Source organism: Neobacillus paridis (genome assembly GCF_016765675.1).
GTDB classification, from domain to species: Bacteria; Bacillota; Bacilli; order Bacillales; family Cytobacillaceae; genus Neobacillus; species Neobacillus paridis.
In genome coordinates this window covers 1-503 of sequence record NZ_JAESWB010000248.1, presented here as the reverse complement: position 1 = coordinate 503, position 503 = coordinate 1, and the positions used below count along the sequence as shown (strand labels likewise).

Below are 503 nucleotides of genomic sequence, written 5' to 3'. Positions count from 1 at the left end.
ATTCTTCAGTTCGAGCCGCTCGATGAGTGCGTTGAGCAGGTTGTCGGGGTTGTAGGTGACGGTATATGGCTGTGCCGGAGCAGTCGATTCCATGGGAGGGATAAAACGTATCTGAAAGAGACGAGATAATATCCCATAGGAAATAATAGTTGCTAAATATTCATCTCTTACGCGACAAAAGGAAGCAGGCGGCGCGCGCCGGGTAGTTGCCCCTTTTTTTCTTCCAACAGCTTCACCCCACCATAGGCCAGCACCGCCACGGCTTCCAGGATGTCGCGCAGGTCGTTAGTCCTGGCGCCGTAAAAATCTAGGCAGGCACCACCGGTGCGCCGCGAGATCTCTTCAAAGACGTCCCTGGCTTTCTGGTCGCCTGTCGAGGCGTCGTGAAAAAGGATGGCCCGGACACCGCGCAGACGAAGCGCGTCAGCCTGTTCAAAGGCCGCGGCAGGCGCTTCCTCGAAACAGTCCCCAATGTAGAGCAGCACCTTGATCCCGGCGTGGGT

General features: G+C 56.5%; 1 protein-coding gene. It reads right to left on the bottom strand.

Going from position 1 to position 503, the window contains the following annotated elements; translation table 11 throughout:
• Nucleotides 1-167: 167 nt before the first annotated feature.
• Nucleotides 168-503, bottom strand: a 336-nt coding sequence (locus JK635_RS28690; protein ID WP_202655234.1) for a hypothetical protein, incomplete at its 5' end; no start/stop codon positions are given.